The following is a 20,657-nucleotide window of genomic DNA, read 5'->3' on the forward strand; positions in this document are numbered from 1 at the left end:
TTCGGGCTTGTCAGTCGATCTCGATAGGCTGGGCCGACACGATGCCGGGCAGGCGCGGCGCCGTACGCAAGGAGGACCCAGAACGATGGCAGGACACCCTGGCAGCTCAGAGCCGCTGTCGGCACGCGCCAAGCTGGCCGTGACGGCGGGCAAGGCGGCCGCGGCGGTGTCGCGCGCGGCGGGCCGCGGCAGCGGTTCGGTGATCGGCGGCAAGGTCGCGCTCAGACTCGACCCGGAGCTCCTCGGCCGGCTCGCGACCCACCTGGACGTGGTCCTGGTCTCGGCCACGAACGGCAAGACGACCACGACGCGCCTGATCGCCGAGGCCCTGCGCGCCAGCGGCCAGGTCGTGTCCAACGCCCTCGGCGCGAACATGCCCGCGGGCATCACCTCCGCCCTGGCGGGCGGCTCGGACGCCAAGTTCGGCGTCATCGAGGTCGACGAGAAGTACCTGGCGGGCGTCGCCCGCGACGTCGACCCCAAGGCGATCGCGCTCCTGAACCTCTCGCGCGACCAGCTCGACCGCGCCGCCGAGACCCGCATGCTCGCCGAGAAGTGGCGCGAGGGCCTGGCGGGCACCAAGGCCGTCGTCATCGCCAACGCCGACGACCCGCTGGTCGTCTGGGCCGCCTCCTCCTCGCCGAACGTGGTGTGGGTGGCGGCGGGCCAGGCCTGGAAGGACGACGCCTGGTCGTGCCCGGCCTGCGGCGGCGTCATGCAGCGCCCCGGCGACGACTGGTACTGCGGCGAGTGCGGCTTCCGCCGCCCCACGCCCAGCTGGGCCCTGTCCGGCGACCACGTCCTGGACCCGCACGGCTCGGCCTGGCCGATCCACCTCCAGCTCCCGGGCCGGGCGAACAAGGCGAACGCCACCTCGTCCGCCGCCGTCGCCGCCGTCTTCGGCGTGCCGCCGCAGGTCGCCCTGGAGCGGATGTATCAGGTCCAGGCCGTCGCGGGCCGCTATGACGTGGTCCAGTTCCAGGGCCGTGACCTGCGTCTCCTTCTCGCGAAGAACCCGGCGGGCTGGCTCGAAACGTTTTCGCTGATCGACGGACCCCCGGCCCCGGTGATCCTCTCGGTGAACGCGCGCGGGGCCGACGGCACCGACACCTCCTGGCTGTGGGACGTCGACTACACCCGGCTCGCCGGTCACCCGATCTTCGTGCTCGGCGACCGCAAGCTGGACCTCGCCGTCCGCCTGGAGGTCGCGAACCTGGACTTCCGCGTCTGCGAGAGCCTCGACGAGGCCGTGCAGCTGGCCCCGCCCGGCCGCATCGAGACCATCGCGAACTACACCGCCTTCCAGGACCTGCGCCGCCGCGTGGGCAACTGACCGCGCCCCGACCGTCACTGAGGACCAATGAGCATGAGCGACAACAGCCTCCGGCTGGTCTGGGTCTACCCGGACCTGCTGTCCACGTACGGGGACCAGGGCAACGCCCTGGTCGTGGAGCGCCGCGCCCACCAGCGCGGCCTCCAGGTCGAGCGCTACGACGTGCGCAGCGACCAGCCGGTGCCCACCTCCGGCGACATCTACCTGATCGGCGGCGGTGAGGACCGGCCGCAGCGGCTCGCGGCCGAGCGCCTGCGCCGCGACGGCGGCCTCCAGCGGGCCGTGGGCAACGGCGCGATCGTCTTCTCGGTCTGCGCCGGCTACCAGATCCTGGGCAACGAGTTCATCAACGACCTGGGCCAGCGCGAGCCCGGCCTCGGCCTGCTCGACGTGGTCTCCGTGCGCGGCGAGGGCGAGCGCTGCGTCGGTGACGTCCTCGGCGACATCGACCCGCAGCTCGGCCTGCCGGAGCTCACCGGCTTCGAGAACCACCAGGGCGTCACGCACATCGGCCCGAACGCCCGCCCGCTCGCCCGCGTCCGCCTCGGCAAGGGCAACGGCACGGGCGACGGCACGGAAGGCGCCTACAACGGCACCGTCTTCGGGACGTACATGCACGGGCCCGTCCTGGCCCGCAACCCGCTGCTGGCCGACCTGCTCCTGAAGCTGGCACTCGATGTGAACGCGCTGCCGCCGACGGACGACCGCTGGTACGAGGCGCTGCGCGCTGAGCGGATCGCAGCGGCTCAGCAGCCCGCGTAACGCCTTCGGCGCGAAGGGCAGCTCTGGTCGCGCTGCGCGCTCGTCCTCAAACGCCGGACGGGCTGGATATTTCCAGCCCGTCCGGCGTTCGTGTGTCCAGTGGGTGGGCGATGCCTGCGGGGGCGGGCGGTGCGCCGGTAGGGTGGGCCGGGATTTCAGCCGGACGACGGGGTCCGGTCACCGCCCACCTTGCAAAGGTTTCGCACCATGCGTATCGGTGTCCTGACCTCCGGCGGCGACTGCCCCGGACTCAATGCCGTCATCCGCTCCGTCGTGCACCGTGCCGTCGTCGACCACGGCGACGAGGTCATCGGCTTCCACGACGGCTGGAAGGGCCTCCTGGAATGCGACTACCGCAAGCTCGACCTGGACGCGGTCGGCGGCATCCTGGCGCTCGGCGGCACGATCCTCGGCTCCTCCCGGGTGCAGCCCGCCCATCTGCGTGACGGCGTCGCGCGCGCCAAGGGACACGTCGCCGAGCTCGGCCTCGACGCGATCATCCCGATCGGCGGCGAGGGCACGCTGAAAGCCGCCCGGCTCCTGTCCGACGCGGGCCTGCCGATCGTCGGCGTACCGAAGACCATCGACAACGACATCGCGGTCACCGACGTGACGTTCGGCTTCGACACCGCCGTCGGCGTGGCCACCGAGGCCCTCGACCGCCTCAAGACCACCGCCGAGTCGCACCAGCGCGTCCTGATCGTCGAGGTCATGGGCCGTCACACCGGCTGGATCGCGCTGCACTCGGGGATGGCCGCGGGCGCGCACGCCGTCGTCGTGCCGGAGCGGCCCTTCGACATCGAGGAGCTGGCGAAGAAGGTCGGCGAGCGGTTCGAGGCGGGCAAGAAGTTCGCCATCGTCGTGGCCGCCGAGGGTGCCAAGCCGCGCCCCGGCACCATGGAGTTCGACGAGGGCGGCAAGGACGTCTACGGCCACGAGCGGTTCGCGGGCATCGCCCGGCAGCTCTCCCTCGAACTGGAGCAGCGCCTCGGCAAGGAGGCCCGCCCGGTGATCCTCGGCCACGTCCAGCGCGGCGGCACGCCCACGGCGTACGACCGCGTGCTCGCCACCCGCTTCGGCTGGCACGCCGTGGAGGCCGTGCACCGCGGCGAGTTCGGACGGATGACCGCACTGCGGGGCACCGACATCGTGACGGTGTCCCTCGCCGAGGCCGTCGAGACGCTCAAGACCGTGCCCGAGCAGCGGTACGACGAAGCGGAGTGCGTGCTCTAAGCCACCGCCCCGCCCCGGCGAGCGCCGGGGTCCCGAATCCGCCCCCGGTCGCGAGCGCGCCCGGGGGCGGTTCTACTCTGGTGCGGACACACAGCGCACAATCTGCACGAAACAGGAGCCAGCGGATGGATCACGGCGGGCACGGCATGCACGGCATGGACCATGGGATGAACATGGACCTGCCGCCGTTCACGCTGGCGCGCGGCCTGGAGATCTCGGTCGAGCCCTTCTTCCTCATCAGCTGCCTGGTGGCGCTCGGCCTGTACGGCTGGGGCGTCGCCCGCCTCGTGCGGCGCGGCGACAAGTGGCCCGTCGGGCGCACGGTGTCGTTCGTCGTGGGCGTCCTCACGATCCTGCTCGTGATGTGCACCAAGCTGAACGACTACGGCATGGTCCTGTTCAGCGTGCACATGGTGCAGCACATGATCATCAGCATGCTGTCGCCGATCCTGCTGCTGCTCGGCGCGCCGATCACGCTCGCGCTGCGGGCGCTGCCGGTCGCGGGCCGGGGCCGCAAGGGGCTGCGCGAGCTGCTGCTCATGCTCCTGCACAGCCGGTACGTACGGATCGTCACGCACCCCGCGTTCACCATTCCGATGTTCATCGCGAGCCTGTACGCGCTGTACTTCACGCCCCTGTTCGACACCCTCATGGGCTCCAAGGCCGGGCACATCGGGATGATGGTGCACTTCCTCGCCGTCGGCCTGATCTTCTTCTGGCCGATCATGGGCATCGACCCGGGGCCGCACCGGCCCGGCCATCTGATGCGGATGCTGGAGCTGTTCGCGGGCATGCCGTTCCACGCGTTCTTCGGCATCGCCTTGATGATGGCGTCCGAGCCCATGATCGAGACGTACAAGAACCCCCCGGCCTCGCTCGGCGTCGAAGCGCTCGCCGATCAGAACGCGGCGGGCGGCATCGCCTGGGCGTTCAGCGAGATCCCGTCGGTGCTCGTCCTCATCGCCCTGCTCTTCCAGTGGTACCGCTCCGACCAGCGCGAAGGCCGGCGCAAGGACCGCGCTGCCGACCGCGACGGAGACAAGGAGCTGGAGGCGTACAACGCCTATCTGGCGTCACTGGCGTCGCGCGGGCGCTAGCGTCCGGGCCTCCTCACGGGTGAGGATGGCATCGAGGCCACGGTCTCGGTGCCCCGGATACCGGACGCCCGAGCCGTCTGTCGTGAGGAGGCAGGGCGATGCCGGGTGCTACGAAGACGATGGGCGCGTTCACCATCGGCGGTCTGGTGATGGTGACCGCCTACACGGTGGCCCTCGGCAGCAACGGCTGGCTGTGGTTCGGCTGGGTGGTGCTCGGCCTGATCACGGTGGCGATGGTCTTCTCCCGGCCCACGTGAGACGGGGGCGGGGCCGGGGCCGGGTGCCCTTCACCGGGGCCCGAGCCCTTCGGGCACACCTCCGGCGCTTCCGGCCCCCCGGCCCCCGACCCTTCCGGCCCCCGGCCCTTCCGGTCAGAAGCGGAACACGTGGCCCGTCGACGCCGCCAGCTCGCACGCGTTGCCGTACGTCTGGTGCCAGGCGACCGGCCGCCCCCGGAACGTGCCGGTCGCGCCGACGGTGACCGGGTCGTACTCCTTGGTGCAGATCCGGTCCTGCCGCGGCAGCTCGCCGAAGTCGCCGCCCGCCCGGTCCAGCTCCGCACAGGCCTCCTGGGCGAACGGGTGGTGCCCGGACGGCTCGGGCGTACAGCGCAGCAGCACCCCGCGGATCCAGGTGTTCTGATCGCCCGACAGCGTCAGGAAGAGACCGCGCCCGCCGGGCGGCGGCCCTTGGACGGACGCGGCTGCCGACGGCACGGCGGACGCGGCGAGCGCGAGCAGCGCGGCCGAGGTGACGAGGAGCGAGCGCATGGGACCTCCGAGGGGCGAGGACGGACGCCGCGTCACGGGCAGAGACATCCGGCGTCACGGACGGTGGCGTCAGGGACGCCTCGACACCGGCCCCTCGCACCGTACGGCGCCGGGCCGGACCCGCCGGACGACGGCGGGCCGGGCCCAGAGCACCTCCGCCGGGCGCCGCCCGGCCAGCGGCCACGCCCCGCGCTCCCCCGCCCGGCCGCACGGCGGAACCCGAACGGACCAGTCCCCCGCGCGATCGAATCGACCCGAACGGGCTCTCGCCTAGGCGCCGCCGATTGACTACTGTGCGTCGGCACCACCCCCGGGGGAAGGCGGCGCCCGCATGTTCTACCTGGTCCTCAAGTACGCGCTGATCGGGCCTCTGCTGCGGCTGATGTTCCGGCCCAGGATCGAAGGGCTCGAACACGTCCCTGAGTCCGGCGCGGCGATCGTCGCCGGGAACCACCTGTCGTTCTCCGACCACTTCCTGATGCCCGCGATCCTCAAGCGGCGCATCACGTTCCTGGCCAAGGCCGAGTACTTCACGGGCCCCGGCGTGAGGGGCCGCCTCACCGCCGCGTTCTTCCGCAGCGCCGGACAGATCCCGGTGGACCGCTCCGGCAAGGAGGCCGGGCAGGCCGCCATCCGCGAGGGGCTCGGCGTGCTGCGCAAGGGCGAGCTGCTCGGCATCTACCCCGAGGGCACCCGCTCGCACGACGGGCGCCTGTACAAGGGCAAGGTCGGGGTGGCCGCGATGGCCCTCAAGGCGCAGGTGCCGGTGATCCCGTGCGCGATGATCGGCACCTTCGAGGCGCAGCCGCCCGGCCAGGTCGTGCCGCGCTTCCAGCGCGTGACGATCCGCTTCGGCGAGCCCCTCGAATTCTCGCGGTACGCGGGCATGGACGGCGAGAAGGCGATCCTGCGCGCGGTCACCGACGAGATCATGTACGCGATCCTCGGCCTGTCGGGCCAGGAGTACGTCGACAAGTACGCGGCCGTCGTGAAGGCGGAGGAGACCGCGGGAGAGACCGAGGAGAGCGGACGGCCCGCGCCGCGGCGCAGGTTCCCGAGGCCGCCGCTGAGCTGAGGGCGGCCGCCGGGGCGCTCGTCTGCTGACCGCGAAAAGGCCTGGGGGCCGCGCTCGCGGGCCCCGTACGGTCCCGCCATGGGACACGCGGTGGTACTGGGAGCGACAGGGCAGATCGGGCGCGCGGCGGTGCGGGCGCTCGCCGCGGACGGCTGGGCGGTGACGGCGGCCTCACTCGGCGGCGGGCGCGACGACGGCTGGCCGGACGGGGTGCGCGTGGCGCGCCTGGACCGCGCGGACGACACCGCGGTCGCGCGCCTCGTGGGCGACGGCTGCGACGTCCTCGTCGACATCGTCGCGCACGGCGCGGAGCACGCCCGGCAGCTGGCCGCGGTCCGGGACCGCGTCGGCTCGGCCGTGGTGATCTCCAGCGGCGCGGTGTACGCGGACGAGCGGGGCCGCAGCTTCGACACGCAGGACGAGCCGGACGGCTTCCCCCGCTACCCGGTGCCGATCCCGGAGACCCAGCGGACGGTCGGGCCGGGCGAGGCGACGTACGGCACCCGCAAGATCCGCCTCGAACGGGAGCTGCTCGCGCTCGGCGACGCCCTGCCGACGACGCTGCTGCGCGCGGGCGCGGTCCACGGCCCGCACTGCCGGGCGCCGCGCGAGCTGTACTTCGTCAAACGGGTCCTGGACGGGCGGCGCGTGCGCGTCCTCAGCCACGGCGGCACCGGGCTGTTCCACCCGGTGAGCGTGCTGAACCTGGCGGAGCTGGTGCGCCTCGCGGCCGCGCGGCCCGGCTCGCGCGTCCTGAACGCGGGCGACCCGGACGCCCCCACGGTGGCGGAGATCGGCGCGGCGATCGACGCGGCGATGGGCTTCGAGAGCGAGACGGTGCTCATCGAGGGCGAGCCACCCGGCAAGGGCGTGGGCCTGACGCCGTGGACCACGGCGCATCCGGTGGTGTACGACATGACGGCCGCGCAGCGGGAGCTGGGCTACACGGCGGTGACGACGTACGCCGCATCGCTGCCGGACACGGTCGCCTGGCTGACGGACCGGCTGGCGGGGAAGGACTGGCGCACAGCCTTCCCGGTCCTGGCCCGCGCCTACGACCCGGTGATCGACCTCTTCGACTACGCGGCGGAGGACGCCTGGCTGACGGCGCGGGCGGCCTGACGCGAGCGTTCCGGAACGCCGTCGGGAGACCGCCCGGCCGAGGCCGAGGACGATCTCCCGACAACAGACGTCACTACAGGTCGTACAGGTACCGCACAGGTGTCACGGCTTGGGCGTGGCGTGCGGGGCGCACGTCACGTCGCGGCTGTCGACCTTGCCGGTGAGCAGGTAGGTGTCGACCCGCTCGTTCAGGCACGGGTTCTCCAGGTTGGTGATGCCGTGCGAACCGGCGTCCTTCTCGGTGATCAGACGCGAGCCCTTGAGGCGCTTGTGCAGCTCCACACCGCCCTCGTAGGGGGTGGCGGCGTCACGCGTGGACTGGGCGATCAGCGTGGCGGGCAGGCCCTTGCCGGTCTTGACCTCGATCGGCTGGTGCTGCTTGCTGGACCAGGTGGCGCACGGCAGGTTCATCCAGGCGTTCGCCCAGGTCATGAACGGGTGGTCCTTGTGCAGGCGGGTGTTGTCCCGGTCCCACTTCTTCCAGCTGGTGGGCCACTTGGCGTCGGCGCACTCGACGGCGGTGTAGACCGCGTTGCTGTTCTCCGAGGCCTTGTTGCCCGCGATGTCGGACAGGTCGGGGCTGGCGGCCTTGATGAGCGGCTGCCGGTCACCGGCGACGAACTTGCTCCAGTTGGTGGCGATCGAGACCCATGTGGAGTCGTAGTACGGCGCGCTCTGGAAGTACGACGTCAGCTCGGCGGGGCCGACGACGCCGTCGAACGGCGCCTTCTTCGCGGCGGCGCGCAGGTCGGTCCACTGCGCGGCCACCTTCTTCTGCGTGTCACCGAGGTGGAAGACGGAGTCGTACTTGGCGACCCACGTCATCCAGTCCTTGAGACGCGTCTCGAAGGCGACGTCCTGGTCGAGGTTGGCCTGGTACCAGATCTTCTCGCGCGAGGGGTTCACGACGGAGTCGAAGACCATGCGGCGCACGTGCGACGGGAAGAGGGTCGCGTACACGGCACCCAGGTAGGTCCCGTAGGACACACCCAGGAAGTTCAGCTTCTTCTCGCCGAGCGCGGCGCGGATGACGTCGAGGTCACGCGCGGTGTTCGGGGTGGTCATGTGCGGCAGCATCCAGCCGCTGCGCTCCTTGCAGCCGTCCGCGTACTCGGCGGCGAGCTTGCGCTGGGCGCGCTTGTCGGCCGCGGAGTCGGGCACCGGGTCGAGCTTGGGCGCCTTCACGAACTCCTGCGGGTCGACGCACGAGATCGGCGTCGAGTGGCCGACACCGCGCGGGTCGAAGCCGACGAAGTCGTAGGCCTTCGCGGTCTTCTCCCACAGCTTGCTCTTGTTCACGACGCGCAGCGGGAAGCGCATGCCGGAGCCGCCGGGGCCACCGGGGTTGTAGACGAGCGCGCCCTGGCGCTCGTCCTTGCTCCCCGTGTTGCCTATGCGGTTGACGGCCAGCTTGATCTGCTTGCCGTAGGGCTTGGCGTAGTCGAGCGGAACGCTGACCCAGCCGCACTGCACGGGCTTCGGGAAGCCCCAGTCCTCCGGACAGTCCTTCCAGGCGACGCCCTTCTTCGCCGCCCGCGCCGCGGCGAGGGCGGCGCCCCGGGCCTCACGGTCCTTGGCGTAAGCGGCCTTGCCGCCGGCGGCATCGGCACTGGCGGCAGGCGCACCGAGCGCCCCCGCGATCAGCGTCGCCGCAACAAGAGCACCCGCGGACCCGAGCGTCATCGCTCGTCTGCTCCGCGCGGTCATCGGGGTACGTGTCAAGTGGGGCCTCCCGCACATCGATTCGGTCATTCCCTCGGTACGGGGATACTTCCGTCTGCGGGGGTGGTCAGGACAGGTGTGGTTGTTGTTCTTTACCAATCCGATAAACGGTGCGGAGCGTACCGTTCAGCGGCCAGGGCAGGTCAGAGGCCCGATCCCCTTGCGGGAGCGGGCCTCTGACGTGCGGTGTGTGTCTGTGTGAGTGACTACGACTCGGGCGTGAGCCCGAAGATGTCGTGCATGGCAGTTGCGCCAATCCTGATCATCTGGCGGGTCGGCTGCCGGTGAGCGATCGCGCCGTGGTGTGGCCCGCGTGGCCGACCCATGCGCGAGCTTTGCCCCGAGGTAGGGGGATCAGATGGCCGGTGTCCGTTCCGGGGAGGGGGTCCGGCGTGGGGACGGGGGTTCCAGGTGGGTCACCACGGTGGCGTAGAAGCGGTGTACCGCGTCGTCGACGCTGCGGATGAAGCCGGACTCGGCGTTGCCGCGGCTGCTGCCCATGCCCTTGAAGAGGGAGAGGCGGAAGCCGGTGATGTGTGCGCCGTCCTTGGGCAGCAGGTCGGCCGGTTCGGGGCGCAGGCGTTCCAGTGTGCCCCGTGGCCCGCCCGCCTCTTCCTCGACCAGGGTCTCGATGTGGAGGTCGGCGGGAGCCTCGGCGAGGCGCCGTACGAGCCGTTTCGCCCAGGTCAGGGGGTAGCCCTGGTCCGGGGCGGGGATCTCGACGCAGGTGCGCAGCCTGCCGGTGCGCAGGTCAGCGATGACGGTGAGGAGGCCGGGCGTCCCCTCGATGCGGACCTCCGCGTGCAGCCTGCCTTCGTGGCACAGCTGGTCCGCGAGGCGGGACCGGCGGGTTCCGGGGTCGACGCCGCGCTTCGACCGCTGGACGGGCAGCACCTTCTGGCCGAGCTCGCCGCCGAGTCTCAGACACACCTGGCGGATGAGCCGCTCCCAGCTCTCCACCACTTCGAGGGCACGGGCGTCTCCGTGGCACAGGGTCTCGTCGTCGATTCCGTTGCGTACGGGTACCCAGGCGGAGCCCATGTTCTGGAAGCCGTGGCAGCCCGAGCTCTCGTGCTGGAGGTAGTGCAGCAGTTCCTGGAGCAGCCAGGCGTGCGCCAAGTTGCCCACGCCCTCGTGCCGGATCAACAGCTGTGCCTGGTGGACCACTTCGGCCCAGGACAGGTGCCAGAGCGCCACCTTGTGTTTGCGCCGCCCGTCGATCCTGACGTCGACGAGGGGGCTGCCCTCCAGCGCGACGTCGTTCGACAAGGTGATGACGGCCTCGTAGCCCCGGCGCGTGGCGATGTCCATGTACGCCTGCACCTGTTCGGCCCTTAGGGCGTTCCCGTTGGTCTTCGTCTCCACCAGCGCGGTCCACAGCTTGCCGGCCCGCTCGACGCGGATCACTCCGTCCGGGCGCCGCGGAGCGTCGCCGTGGGGCAGCGAGACCTCGGCGAACGTCTCCATGCGGCCCGCCGGTGCGCCGAACCCGGCCGTGAGCCTCCTGCCGAACTCCGGGACCTGCGCCATCACCGAGAGCAGCACGGACGTGGCCCGCGTTTCCCGGTCCCGGTCGCTCTTGAGCAAGGAGACCGGGAAGAGCCTGGCCGACCTCCAGGACTCGTTCTCCGCCAGGGACTTCTTGGCCGCCCTCGGCAGAGTGACCTTCTTCTTTGCGGTACGGGGACGGGGCGTGGGCTTCTTCGGCTCCTCCTCGCCCTCGGGCCGCCGGGGAGCCGGTACGGAATCAAGGGCCGGGGGTGGTGCGCCGACGGCCGCCGGGGCCACGGAGGCGACGGCCGCCTCCATGCCACACGGCACAGCATCCTGCGGCTCTCCGTCGGTCTCGTCAGCCGCGTCGTCATCGATGTCCACGCCGAAGTCCGTAGCCAGGCCCGCCAGTCCGGCCGCGTACCCGTCGCCGACGGCCCGGAGCTTCCACGCGCCGCCACGGCGGTAGAGCTCGCCGAAGATGAACGCGCTCACCGCTCCCGCCTCGTCGATTCCGAAGCGGACCAGATCCTCGCCGGAGGCATCGGACAACGTCAGTCGGAGATCTCCCAGCTCCCCGAAGCGAGCTCCGTCGTACCGGCTCGCCGCCACCACGATGCGGTCGATCTCGTCGGGCACCGCGGTCAGGTCGAAGCCGATCCGGTCCTTGTTGCCGCTCCCGCTGGGGGACTTGCCCAGGAGCTGAACGCTGCCGTCAGCGGCCACCGGGTTGTTGTAGAAGTAGAAGTCCGCGTCACTGCGCACCTTGCCGTTGACGTCAAGGAGCAGTACGGAGACGTCGGCGTCGCCCTCGCCCGTCGAGCTGGTCCATTCCAGACTCACCATCACGGAGCCGACGTTCTCGCTCAGGGCCGCCAGCCCCACATTGGCGCCCTTGGTCAACTCGTGCATGCCCCCGCCCCCTCTTACCCACGCCGAACGCGCATCGCCCGCCCTCGTCACCCGACGGACGACCCGATGTGATGTGCGACACATTCATCGCACGGCAGGACTCTAGTACGCGGCAGGCACGGTCCGTGGCGGTCTGCCGGAAACAGCGGAAGGGGGTGCGACTGCGGTGAATGTGCTGTTCCGAAGGGGCCTCGCGGCCCGTCCGACTACCCCCACCGCTCCAGCGCCCCGTCCAGGATCCGGCGCAAGCGCAGCGCGTCCGGGGCGACCGCTGTGACGAGGGCTGCGGGGCCGGGGAGGGGGGTGAGGACCGCATGGTCGGTGAGGACGGTGGCAGAGGGTGGGGCGGCCTGGAACTCGGGCCGCACGAGCAGGAGTTGCCCCACAGCCCGGTGCCCCCCGAGGACCGCTGGGCCGTTCCAGCCCGGTGGGGCGGTGGGGCCGCAGGTCAGTTGCTGGTCGAGGAGGGGGCGGCCGGCGTGGTGGACGGTGAGGCGGGTGCGGAGGAGGCCGGGGGGTTCCGCGGTGCGGCCCAGGGCCTGTTCCTCGCGGAGGACCAGGCGGCCGCCCTCGGCGATGTCCACCCGGGTGGTGACCCGCAGGTCACTGTCCCGTACGGAGATCAGCTGCTTGGGGAGCCAGCGCAGCTCCGCGTCCTCGGCGACGGTGAGGCGCACGTCGTAGTAGGCCTCGTGCCGGTCCTGGCCCGGCAGGGCCATCGTGGCCGCCGCGGAGCCGATGTGCAGGCGCGCGCCCCGCTCGGCCGTCGCCTCGACGGTGAGGTGGTCGCCGCCCAGCGGGCCGCTCATCGCGCCGACCAGCAGGACCCGGGCAGCAGCGCCCGCCGGGCCCGCGGCGCGGACGCGGCGCAGCGCCAGCGGGCCCTCGCCCTCCAGGACGGGCAGGGCGGTGCCGCCGCGGCCGTCGGGCCGGGCGGTGACGCGGGCGGTGGCCCTGACTCCCGCGGAACCCAGGGCCCGCGCCACCGGTGGGCTCGTCACGCGTCGGCCGCGACCCAGGCCGCGTACTGCGCGCGCACCCAGCCGGCCACCGCCGTGACGCCCTCGGCCGAGCGCAGCGACTGGAAGACCACCGGCAGTTCGGCGCGCTGCGCCTTGGCGTCCGCGGCCATCCGGGCCAGGTCCGAGCCGACGTACGGGGCGAGGTCGGTCTTGTTCACCACCAGCAGGTCGGCCGTCGTCACGCCGGGGCCGCCCTTGCGCGGGATGTCGTCCCCTCCGGCCACGTCGATCACGAAGATCTGGGCGTCCACGAGGCCGCGCGAGAAGGTCGCCGTCAGATTGTCGCCGCCGGACTCCACGAGGATCAGGTCCAGCGGGCCCACCTCGTCCTCCAGGTCCTCCACCGCCTCCAGGTTCGCGGAGATGTCGTCCCTGATCGCGGTGTGCGGGCAGGCGCCCGTCTCCACGGCGGTGATCCGCTCCGGCGGCAGCACCGCTTGCTTGAGCAGGAACTCGGCGTCCTCGCGCGTGTAGATGTCGTTCGTCAGGACGGCGAGGGACAGCTCCTCGCGCAGCGTGCGGCACAGGGCCGCCACGGTGGCCGTCTTGCCCGAGCCGACCGGGCCGCCCAGGCCTATGCGGAGGGCCCGGCGCCGGCCGTCGGGGCGGTGCGCGTCCGCGCTCACGGCCGGGGCTTCGTCGTGGGTGTGGTCCAAGTGCATGGTTCTCCTTGGTCTCCTTGGTGCTCAGTGCTCCACCACGTACTTCGTGGCAGATGCCGCGTCGGGTGTTCCGGGGCGGGTTCGGACCCGGGCTTCCCTACGACGCGAACAGCCGTACCGGCCACGCCGCATGCGCCTCGCCCCCGATCTCCAGGAGCGGCGCCGACGCCGCCGGGAGTGCGTCCAGGCCCTCGTCGGGTACGCGCCCCGCCGCGGCCACCGCCTCCCCCACCACCCGGTCCACGTCGTCCCCGAGCCGTGCCAGCGCGGCCGTGGCGTCGAAGGGGTCGAGGCTCAGCAGGCGTACGACCGCCGCGGCGGGGCCGCTGATGGACTCGTAGGCGGAGCAGTACGCCGCGTCGGCGGGCCCGAGCCCGGCCGCCCGCGCCGCGGCGCCGAGGACGACCGGCTGGTGGGCGCCCTTGGGGAAGGCCCTGGCCAGCGCGTCGAGTTCGGGCGCGGGCCAGGTGGCCCGGGCCGCCCGCAGCAGCTGGCGGCCCAGCTTGCGCGCGGCCGTCCGCAGGGCCAGGGACGGGGTGCGCGCGTCGGCGGCCTCGTCGAGGGCGGCGAGCTCCGCGACGCCGAGCGCGGCGGCCGCCGCCAGGGCGGCGGACACCAGGCCGGTGGTGTGGAGCCGCCCCCGGCAGAAGGCCTCCAGGCTCGGCGCCCCGGTGATCCGCCCGGCCTTGACGGCCGCCTCGGCGCCGCCGGAGTGCGCGTGGCCCCCGGCGGGGAAGCGGCCGTCGGCCAGGATCAGGAGTGCTGCTCGTGACATGTTGACGACAACCAGGATCAGAGGGGCGAAGAACGGGAAGGGAGGCGGGGTCAGAAGAGGAAGTAGCGCTGGGCCATGGGGAGTTCGGCCGCCGGCGAGGGCTCCACCAGCTCGCCGTCGATCGTGACCGCGAAGCTGTCGGGCGCCACCTCCACCCGGGGCAGGGCGTCGTTCTCCCGCATGTCCGCCTTCGTACGCCCCCGGGTCGAGCGGATGGCCACGAAGCGCCGGTCGAGGCCGAGGCGCTCGGGCAGGTCGTCGTCGAGGGCCGACCGGGTCACGAAGTTGAGGGAGTTGAGCGCGGGTGCCCGGCCGCGGGCGCCGAACATCGGGCGCGGCAGGACCGGTTGCGGGGTGGGGATCGAGGCGTTGGCGTCGCCCATCTGCGCGTACGCGATCTGCCCGCCCTTGAGGACCACCTGCGGCTTGACGCCGAAGAAGGCCGGTTCCCACAGGACCAGGTCGGCCAGCTTGCCGCTCTCCACCGAGCCGACCTCGTGCTCGATGCCCTGGGCGATGGCCGCGTTGATCGTGTACTTGGCGACGTAGCGGCGGGCCCGGTGGTTGTCGGCGCGGGTGTCGCCGGACAGGGCGCCCCGGCGGCGCTTCATCACGTGCGCCGTCTGCCAGGTGCGCAGGACGACCTCGCCGATCCGGCCCATCGCCTGGGAGTCCGAGGACATGATCGAGATCGCGCCCAGGTCGTGGAGGATGTCCTCGGCGGCGATGGTGGTGGGGCGGATGCGGGACTCGGCGAAGGCCAGGTCCTCCGGGACCGCCGGGTTGAGGTGGTGACAGACCATCAGCATGTCGAGGTGCTCCTCGACGGTGTTGACGGTGTGCGGACGGGTCGGATTGGTCGAGCTGGGCAGCATGTTCGGCAGCGAGACCGCCGTGATCATGTCGGGGGCGTGGCCGCCGCCCGCGCCCTCGACGTGGAAAGCGTGCATCGTACGGCCGCCGACCGCGGCGAAGGTGGCGTCGACGAAGCCCGCTTCGTTCAGGGTGTCGGTGTGGACGGCGAGCTGCGCGCCCGTGTCCTCGCAGACGTTCAGACAGGCGTCGATGACGGCGGGGGTGGCGCCCCAGTCCTCGTGGATCTTGAAGCTGACGGCGCCCGCGCGCAGCTGTGCGTGCATCGAGGCGGCGTTGGTCGTGTTGCCCTTGCCCAGGAAGCCGATGTTGACGGGGCTGTTCTCCATCGCGGCGAACATCCGTGCCAGATGCCAGGCGCCGGGCGTGATCGTCGTGGCCTTGCTGCCCTCGGCGGGGCCCGTGCCGCCGCCGATGAGCGTGGTGACGCCGGAGGCCAGGGCCTCGTCGACGATGGTCGGCGAGATGAAGTGGATGTGCGTGTCGATGCCGCCCGCGGTGAGGATCTTGCCGTTGCCCGCGAGGATCTCGGTCTCGGGGCCGATGACGAGCTCGGGGTGCACCCCGTCCATGGTGTCAGGGTTGCCCGCCTTGCCGATGCCCGTGATGCGGCCGTCGCGGATGCCGACGTCGGCCTTGACCACGCCCCAGTGGTCGATGACGATCGCGCCGGTGATGACGGTGTCGGGCGCGCCCTCGGCCCGGGTCGTGCGGGCCTGGCCCATCGACTCGCGGATGACCTTGCCGCCGCCGAACACGGCCTCGTCGCCGGAGCGTCCGGGGCCGCCCGAGCGGTCCTCCTCGATCTCCACGAGCAGGTCGGTGTCGGCGAGCCGGACGCGGTCGCCGGTGGTGGGGCCGAACAGGTCCGCGTACGCGGCGCGGGACAGCTCAGGCACGGGTCGCTCCGTTCGCTTCGCCGCCCGGGCCGGGGGCGTCGGGCACGTCGAGGGCGCCCCGGGTCTCCCCTCGCAGCCCGGGGACGACGCGGGCCCCGGCGAGGGGCACGAGCTCCACGTCCACCGGGATGCCGGGCTCGAAGCGCACGGCGGTGCCCGCGGCGATGTTGAGGCGCTTGCCGCGCGCGGCGGCGCGGTCGAAGTCCAGACCGGGGTTGGCCTCGGCGAAGTGGTAGTGGGAGCCGACCTGGACGGGCCGGTCGGCGGCGTTCAGGACGGTCAGCCGGGTCGTCTCGCGGCCCTCGTTGAAGGGGACGGGCTCCTCGGCGAAGAGGACCTCCCCGGGGATCGGCCCACGGCCCGATCCGGTCACGGCGTTCATGCTGCGCGAACTCCCGTCACACGATCGGGTCATGGACGGTGACGAGCTTGGTGCCGTCCGGGAAGGTCGCCTCGACCTGGACGTCGTGGATCATCTCGGGGATGCCCTCCATGACGTCGTCCCGCGTGAGCACCCTGCGCCCCGACGCCATCAGATCGGCGACGCTGCGGCCGTCCCTCGCGCCCTCCAGGACGTGCGACGTGATGAGGGCGATCGCCTCGGGGTGGTTGAGCCTGAGGCCGCGCGCCTTGCGCTTCTCGGCCACGTCGGCCGCCACATGGATGAGCAGTCTCTCCTGCTCGTGCGGGGTCAGTTGCACGTCCCACCTCACAGTCCTCGCCCCGGACCGTGCGGGGTCCGGCTGCCGCGGCCACCGCGACGGGCATAGATGTAACACGCAGCGACTCACGTGCCGGTGTCCACTTTCGCTTACGGAATCCCCAGGTGGCGTGGCAGGGCAGGGTAGTTGGGCGGAGTTTCAGCGAGGTTAACCAGCCTTTGACCGAGCCATGACCATCAGCGGGGCTCCGCCATACCCATCAGGCCGCGCAAGCCGCCCCGCAGGGCCTCCCGACATACCCCGGGGGGGGCGCCCGGCGGGGCCCCCGGCCCGTCGTCGAGCAGCGCGACCCGTGCGGAGAAGCCCTGCGCGACGGTGATCCGCACAGCGGCAGCCGGAGCAGCGCGAGGGCGCGCCCGCCACCACCCCGGCGGTCGCCGGGTGCGCGGCGCCGCTCGATGCCCTTCGGGGCGCGGCGCGGCCAGGCCTCGCCGCGCAAGGCGATGCCGGGCGGCGGGGCGGGCCACTCAGGTCATCCGGGGCCCGTGGTGCTCGGCGGCGATGCCGAAGCGCTGCCGCTCCCCGGGGGCGGACGCCGCGCCGCCGATCGACGACACCGAGGTGATCACCGGCTCCTGTGCGGGCTCCTCCGCCTCTTCGAGGCGTCGCAGGTCGTCCGCGGACACCAGGGCCACGAGCGGCTTGCCGTGCCGCGTGACGACGACGCGCTCACCGCCGTACACCACGCGGTTGATCAGGTCGGCGAGCTCCGCCCGGGCTTGCGTCACCGGAATCTCGTAGGCCATGTCCCCATCATAACGTCACGTACGTCCTGTACATTTTTTACAGAAGGCCGCCGCGGTGGGCGGCGGCCCCGTGCTGCCTGGAGGCGCGCCATGCGCGGACCGACCGCCCGTTCCGTCCTGCCGGAGTTCACCGAGCGCACCAGTTCGGGCGCGCGCACCTGGGATCCGTACTCCAAGCTCCTGGACGAGCGGATCGTCTTCCTCGGCACCCCGATCGACGACGTCTCGGCGAACGACGTGATGGCGCAGGTCCTCTATCTGGAGCACGCGGCACCGGACCGGGACATCTCGCTGTACGTCAACTCCCCCGGCGGCGACTTCAGCGCGACGACCGCGATCTACGACACGCTGCTGTACGCCTCCTGCGAGGTGGAGACGGTCTGCCTCGGGCAGGCCGCGTCCGCCGCCGCGGTGCTGCTGGCCGCGGGCACGCCCGGCAAGCGGGCGATCCTGCCCGGCGCCCGGGTGCTGCTCCAGCAGCCCGCCCTGCCCGAGCCGGTGCGCGGCCAGCCGACCGACCTGCGGATCCGCGCGGAGGAGCTGCGGCGCACCCGCGCACTCCTGGAGGAGATGCTCGCCCGTCACACCGGGCGCACGCCCGAGCAGATCTCGGCGGACATCGAACGGGACACGGTGCTCGACGCCGAAGCCGCCGTCGCCTACGGTCTGGTGGACCGGGTCGTCCCGAGCCGCAAGGCCGCGCGCCCGGACGCGGAGTGAGGCGCAGGTGCTTCCCGAACTGCCGCCGCTGCCCGCGCTGACCCGCGCCGAGGGCGAAGTGGTCGACGCCTATCTGGCCGTCCTCGACCTCCTCGGCCGGATCAACCCGGCCCGCGCCGAACACACGTACGGCGGGTTGCGTGCCGCGCAGGCGCTGGTCGCCCGGGCGACCGAACTGCGGGACGCGCTGGCGCTCATGCATCAGCGCGGGGAGAGCGAGGTGCACGCGCCGACGCTCGCGCGGGCGCTGCGCGTCCTGGACGGCGAGCGGCGCGCCGCGCGCGTGACGGTGCCGCCGCCGACGGGGCCGTGACGGAGGTCAAGGCGACGCCGGCGGCACGAGGGTCCGTCATGATTCAGTCCGATTCACCCCCCACGACCGGCCGTCCCGTGCCACACTTCCAGCCAGCCCTCATTCCGTTTTCGGCCTGGCCGCCCCGTGCGCCGGTGACATCTGACACCGTGGAACGCGCCCCGGACCCAGCGCGCCTGCGCCATCCGCCCGTTGCCGGTGTGCGCCGATGTCGGGCCGAGTCCGGGGTTGCCCCGGAGATGACCAGAGATGATCGCCCCTTCTGCGTAATCGGCGATCGTCCCGGCGGACCCCCGAAGATGCGCAACTCCCTTACGCCGCACCCGGATTCGGGCGTTCCGGCGCTGATGGGGCAATCATCTCCGAGTGTGACCTAGACCCCATTCGGGCTCTGTCCACCGGAACGGGTCAGGCGTGAGGAGCCTCACATACCGCCGATCCGGCTCGGTTTTTTCGCCCCTCTCGGGTGAAGATCCCTTCCGACGACAAGCCCCCGCCACAGGCGGCGGGGCGATCCGGGCGGACGCCGAGTCCTGCCGCCGCCCGGATGCCCGGTCGACATCTGTGCACCGGCAGGAGTGGAGGACCCAGCAAGGCGGGCCGTCCGGCTAGTCCGGAAGGCCCTTGGGGTGAAGTCGCATCGCGCGGCCGGGCATCTTCGCCTGCCCGAACCCGACAGGTCATCCTTCACAGGCGGCTGACGAAGGGTTGCGCATGACTGCGCTGCATCGTGTTCCGTCGCTGCTGACGAGGGCCAGTACGGCTTCGGCTCTCACACTCGCCGCCGTGGGCGGCACCATCGTGGCCCCCGGGCTCACCGGAGAAGCACAAGCGGCCACCTCGCACGGGACGAAGGCGCTCAAGGTCGCGGCGTCCAAGAAGGGCTCCCCATACCGCTACGGCGCGGTCGGGCCGAACCGGTTCGACTGCTCCGGCCTGACGCTCTACTCGTACAAGCGCGTGGGCAAGAAGCTGCCGCGCACCGCCCAACAGCAGTACAACAAGACCCGCAAGGTCTCCTCCGGCAACCGCACCCGCGGGGACCTGGTGTTCTTCCACTCCGGCCGGAACGTGTACCACGTCGGCATATACGCCGGTAAGGGCAAGATCTGGCACGCCCCGAAGCGGGGCACCGTGGTGCGGCTCGAGAAGATCTGGACCAACCAGGTCTGGTACGGCCGGGTCCGCTGACCCGCCGGCGGGCGGCGGCCTCCCTCGGGGCCCGAGCCGTCGCCCGCAGTGGGCGCCACCAGCGCCTTCCGCCGCCGTCCGGTCGGGGCACGGGCGGCGGCGACACCCGAGGACGGTCCGGACGGCAGTCCGGAGCGGCGCCCCGCCGACGTCACCCGCACGGCCCCGCCGTCAAGGCGGGAGTGGAGCGGCTCCGCGCGGATACTCGTGGACCATGGCCGACCATCACCCCCGTGCCGCGGGCCTCTCCAGACCGGACGCCGCCCGGCACACGCGCAACGAGACGCCGCTGGAGCGGGCCGACCGCAACTTCTCCGAGCTCCTCCAGGAGCTGCGGGTCACCCAGACCGGTGTGCAGATCCTCTTCGCGTTCCTGCTCACCCTCGCCTTCACCCCGCGCTTCCCCTCGCTCGACTCCGTGCAGCGCGCCACGTACGTCGTCACGCTGCTCCTGGCGGTGCTCGCCGCCGCGCTGTTCACGGCGCCCGCCGCGGTGCACCGCACCCTGTTCGCGCGGGGTGCCAAACCGCTGATCGTGCGGGTGTCCTCACGCCTTGCGGCCGTCGGCCTCGCGGTGCTCGTGCTCGCCCTCACCGGATCCGTCCTGCTCGTCGTCGACGTGGCCGTGGGCCGCACGGACGGAGTGCTCGCGGCCGCGGGCACGTTCCTGGTGTGCGGCGGGCTGTGGGGCGTGCTGCCCCGCCTGGTCGGCCGCGCGGGCGGGCGGCGCTGACCCCGCGCGCCCGGGTCAGCTCTGCACCGGCACCGACCACGGCAGTGTGATCCACACCGTCTTGCCGCCCTCCGCCGTGGGGCGGACCGTGAGTCTGCCGCCGCACTCGGCGGTGAGCCAACGGACGATGACCATGCCCCTGCCGTTGTCCTGCTGGACGGCTGCGGGCAGCCGCTGGGGGAAGCGGGGGTGGCTGTCCGTGACGCCGATGCGCAGCCGCTCGTCGCGGTCGAGCCGCACGTCCACGGTGAAGGTGGGCGAGAGGCCGAGGGTGTGCTGCACCGCGTTCGTGGCGAGCTCGGAGACGATGAGCCGCACCGTGTCGGCCACGTCGGCGTCCGACGGCAGGCCCCACTCGGTGAGGACGTCCGCCACGTACGTGCGGGCGGTGGAGACCGAGACAGGGTCGCTCGGCAGGGTGACTGATGCTTCCTGGTGGTCTGCCATGACGGCGCCGTCCCTTTCCCACCGGGACCGCACTTCC

22 protein-coding genes and 1 riboswitch are annotated in these 20,657 nt (G+C 72.2%); of the genes, 11 read left to right on the forward strand and 11 right to left on the reverse strand.

Annotated elements, in window-relative coordinates; translation table 11 throughout:
• Nucleotides 1–85: 85 nt before the first annotated feature.
• The 5 genes from MQV74_RS07035 to MQV74_RS07055 all read left to right on the forward strand — a co-directional run bounded on the left by MQV74_RS07035 (nt 86) and on the right by MQV74_RS07055 (nt 4,682).
• Nucleotides 86–1,333, forward strand: a complete 1,248-nt coding sequence (locus MQV74_RS07035; RefSeq protein ID WP_138958283.1) for a MurT ligase domain-containing protein — start codon at nt 86–88, stop codon at nt 1,331–1,333.
• 33 nt (nt 1,334–1,366) lie between these two features.
• Complete coding sequence (locus MQV74_RS07040; RefSeq protein WP_138958284.1) at nt 1,367–2,095, forward strand: type 1 glutamine amidotransferase; 729 nt, start codon at nt 1,367–1,369, stop codon at nt 2,093–2,095.
• A 207-nt stretch (nt 2,096–2,302) separates the two neighbouring features.
• Nucleotides 2,303–3,328 (forward strand): 6-phosphofructokinase, encoded by a 1,026-nt coding sequence (locus MQV74_RS07045; RefSeq protein WP_242715169.1) that lies wholly within the window; start codon nt 2,303–2,305, stop codon nt 3,326–3,328.
• A gap of 125 nt (nt 3,329–3,453) precedes the next feature.
• Nucleotides 3,454–4,425, forward strand: coding sequence for a cytochrome c oxidase assembly protein (locus MQV74_RS07050; RefSeq protein ID WP_242715170.1), 972 nt, complete (start codon nt 3,454–3,456; stop codon nt 4,423–4,425).
• A gap of 98 nt (nt 4,426–4,523) precedes the next feature.
• Nucleotides 4,524–4,682 (forward strand): hypothetical protein, encoded by a 159-nt coding sequence (locus tag MQV74_RS07055; protein ID WP_242715171.1) that lies wholly within the window; start codon nt 4,524–4,526, stop codon nt 4,680–4,682.
• A gap of 114 nt (nt 4,683–4,796) precedes the next feature.
• Here the strand turns inward: MQV74_RS07055 and MQV74_RS07060 are convergent, their stop codons facing one another.
• Complete coding sequence (locus MQV74_RS07060; protein WP_242715172.1) at nt 4,797–5,195, reverse strand: subtilase-type protease inhibitor; 399 nt, start codon at nt 5,193–5,195, stop codon at nt 4,797–4,799.
• Between the two features lie 331 nt (nt 5,196–5,526).
• Between MQV74_RS07060 and MQV74_RS07065 the strand changes: the two genes are divergently transcribed.
• Complete coding sequence (locus MQV74_RS07065) at nt 5,527–6,270, forward strand: lysophospholipid acyltransferase family protein (protein WP_242715173.1); 744 nt, start codon at nt 5,527–5,529, stop codon at nt 6,268–6,270.
• A gap of 78 nt (nt 6,271–6,348) precedes the next feature.
• Nucleotides 6,349–7,392 carry an NAD-dependent epimerase/dehydratase family protein gene (locus tag MQV74_RS07070; RefSeq protein WP_242715174.1) on the forward strand — a complete coding sequence of 348 codons (1,044 nt, stop codon included), beginning with the start codon at nt 6,349–6,351 and terminating at the stop codon, nt 7,390–7,392.
• Nucleotides 7,393–7,494: 102 nt separating this feature from the next.
• Here MQV74_RS07070 and MQV74_RS07075 read toward each other — a convergent pair whose 3' ends face one another.
• The 9 genes from MQV74_RS07075 to MQV74_RS07115 form a co-directional block, all read right to left on the reverse strand.
• A complete protein-coding gene (locus MQV74_RS07075; protein WP_242728524.1) occupies nt 7,495–9,099 on the reverse strand; it encodes an alpha/beta hydrolase in 1,605 nt (534 codons plus the stop codon).
• A gap of 369 nt (nt 9,100–9,468) precedes the next feature.
• Nucleotides 9,469–11,517: a TerD family protein gene (locus tag MQV74_RS07080; protein WP_242715175.1), complete on the reverse strand. Its 2,049-nt coding sequence runs from the start codon at nt 11,515–11,517 to the stop codon at nt 9,469–9,471.
• 206 nt (nt 11,518–11,723) lie between these two features.
• Complete coding sequence (locus MQV74_RS07085) at nt 11,724–12,518, reverse strand: urease accessory protein UreD (protein ID WP_242715176.1); 795 nt, start codon at nt 12,516–12,518, stop codon at nt 11,724–11,726.
• Nucleotides 12,515–13,201 carry an urease accessory protein UreG gene (ureG, locus tag MQV74_RS07090; protein ID WP_242715177.1) on the reverse strand — a complete coding sequence of 229 codons (687 nt, stop codon included), beginning with the start codon at nt 13,199–13,201 and terminating at the stop codon, nt 12,515–12,517. The genes MQV74_RS07085 and ureG overlap by 4 nt, the downstream gene beginning before the upstream one ends.
• Nucleotides 13,202–13,298: 97 nt before the next feature.
• Nucleotides 13,299–13,976, reverse strand: a complete 678-nt coding sequence (locus tag MQV74_RS07095) for an urease accessory protein UreF (protein ID WP_242715178.1) — start codon at nt 13,974–13,976, stop codon at nt 13,299–13,301.
• Between the two features lie 50 nt (nt 13,977–14,026).
• Nucleotides 14,027–15,748: an urease subunit alpha gene (locus MQV74_RS07100; protein ID WP_242715179.1), complete on the reverse strand. Its 1,722-nt coding sequence runs from the start codon at nt 15,746–15,748 to the stop codon at nt 14,027–14,029.
• A complete protein-coding gene (locus tag MQV74_RS07105) occupies nt 15,741–16,130 on the reverse strand; it encodes an urease subunit beta (RefSeq protein ID WP_242715180.1) in 390 nt (129 codons plus the stop codon). Before MQV74_RS07105 ends, MQV74_RS07100 begins: the two co-directional genes overlap by 8 nt.
• A 16-nt stretch (nt 16,131–16,146) precedes the next feature.
• Complete coding sequence (locus MQV74_RS07110; RefSeq protein ID WP_242715181.1) at nt 16,147–16,449, reverse strand: urease subunit gamma; 303 nt, start codon at nt 16,447–16,449, stop codon at nt 16,147–16,149.
• 488 nt (nt 16,450–16,937) lie between these two features.
• Nucleotides 16,938–17,216 (reverse strand): type II toxin-antitoxin system Phd/YefM family antitoxin, encoded by a 279-nt coding sequence (locus MQV74_RS07115; RefSeq protein WP_242715182.1) that lies wholly within the window; start codon nt 17,214–17,216, stop codon nt 16,938–16,940.
• A gap of 90 nt (nt 17,217–17,306) precedes the next feature.
• Between MQV74_RS07115 and MQV74_RS07120 the strand changes: the two genes are divergently transcribed.
• The 4 genes from MQV74_RS07120 (at nt 17,307) to MQV74_RS07135 (ending at nt 20,173) form a co-directional block, all read left to right on the forward strand.
• Nucleotides 17,307–17,936: an ATP-dependent Clp protease proteolytic subunit gene (locus MQV74_RS07120; protein ID WP_242715183.1), complete on the forward strand. Its 630-nt coding sequence runs from the start codon at nt 17,307–17,309 to the stop codon at nt 17,934–17,936.
• A gap of 7 nt (nt 17,937–17,943) precedes the next feature.
• Entirely contained in the window at nt 17,944–18,249 is a 306-nt protein-coding gene (locus tag MQV74_RS07125; protein ID WP_242715184.1) for a hypothetical protein, read from the forward strand.
• Nucleotides 18,250–18,806: 557 nt separating this feature from the next.
• Nucleotides 18,807–18,960, forward strand: a riboswitch (cyclic di-AMP (ydaO/yuaA leader).
• A 3-nt stretch (nt 18,961–18,963) separates the two neighbouring features.
• Nucleotides 18,964–19,440, forward strand: a complete 477-nt coding sequence (locus tag MQV74_RS07130) for a C40 family peptidase (protein WP_242715185.1) — start codon at nt 18,964–18,966, stop codon at nt 19,438–19,440.
• A gap of 214 nt (nt 19,441–19,654) precedes the next feature.
• Nucleotides 19,655–20,173, forward strand: coding sequence for a DUF6328 family protein (locus MQV74_RS07135; protein ID WP_242715186.1), 519 nt, complete (start codon nt 19,655–19,657; stop codon nt 20,171–20,173).
• Between the two features lie 15 nt (nt 20,174–20,188).
• Here the strand turns inward: MQV74_RS07135 and MQV74_RS07140 are convergent, their stop codons facing one another.
• Complete coding sequence (locus tag MQV74_RS07140; RefSeq protein WP_242715187.1) at nt 20,189–20,620, reverse strand: ATP-binding protein; 432 nt, start codon at nt 20,618–20,620, stop codon at nt 20,189–20,191.
• Nucleotides 20,621–20,657: the final 37 nt, after the last annotated feature.

It is taken from the genome of Streptomyces sp. AN091965 (assembly GCF_022698285.1).
Classification (GTDB): Bacteria; Actinomycetota; Actinomycetes; order Streptomycetales; family Streptomycetaceae; genus Streptomyces.